The organism is Pseudomonas sp. ABFPK, from assembly GCF_001586765.1.
GTDB lineage: Bacteria > Pseudomonadota > Gammaproteobacteria > Pseudomonadales > Pseudomonadaceae > Aquipseudomonas > Aquipseudomonas asiatica.
Genome location: NZ_LQXW01000091.1, coordinates 1 through 517, shown reverse-complemented (window position 1 = coordinate 517; position 517 = coordinate 1). Strand labels below are relative to the sequence as shown.

Here is a 517-nt window from a genome sequence, read left to right as displayed (position 1 = left end):
TACACATCGTCGCTCGGCGCGTCGATGGTGATCGAGGCTTCCTTCGAACCGGCGGCGATGGTGATGGTCTCGCCGTTGCTCAGCTTGACGGTCAGCGCAGTACCCGCCGGGTTGGACAGCGTAGCGGTGTAGGTAATCTTGCCGCCTTCGGCCACGGTATCTGTCGCGGTCAGCGTGAGCGTGGTGACGTCCGGGGTCGCCGGGTTGTCGGTGACAGTGGTCACTGGCTCGCCAACGGCCACGGTCTTCTCGTAGTTACCACCCGAGATGTCGGTGATCTTGTTGGTCAGGTCCAGGTTGGTGTTATGGACGTTGTTCGGCGCGGTGAACGGCACCGACGCCGACGACTCACCCACCGGAATGGTGATGGTCTGGCCGTTGGCCAGTTTCACCACCAGGTCCGAACCGGTAACTTTGTGATTGACCGATGCGGTGTAGGTCACCACACCACCTTCAGCGACGGTCGAGGTCGCGGTCAGGGTCACGGTAGTGGTGTCGATGGTATCGGTGACCTTGG

The 517-nt window shown here is 61.7% G+C and carries 1 protein-coding gene; it reads right to left on the bottom strand.

Going from position 1 to position 517, the window contains the following annotated elements; genetic code table 11:
• Nucleotides 1-517: immunoglobulin-like domain-containing protein (locus WM94_RS30595; RefSeq protein ID WP_177342442.1), on the bottom strand; the 517-nt coding region annotated here is incomplete at both ends.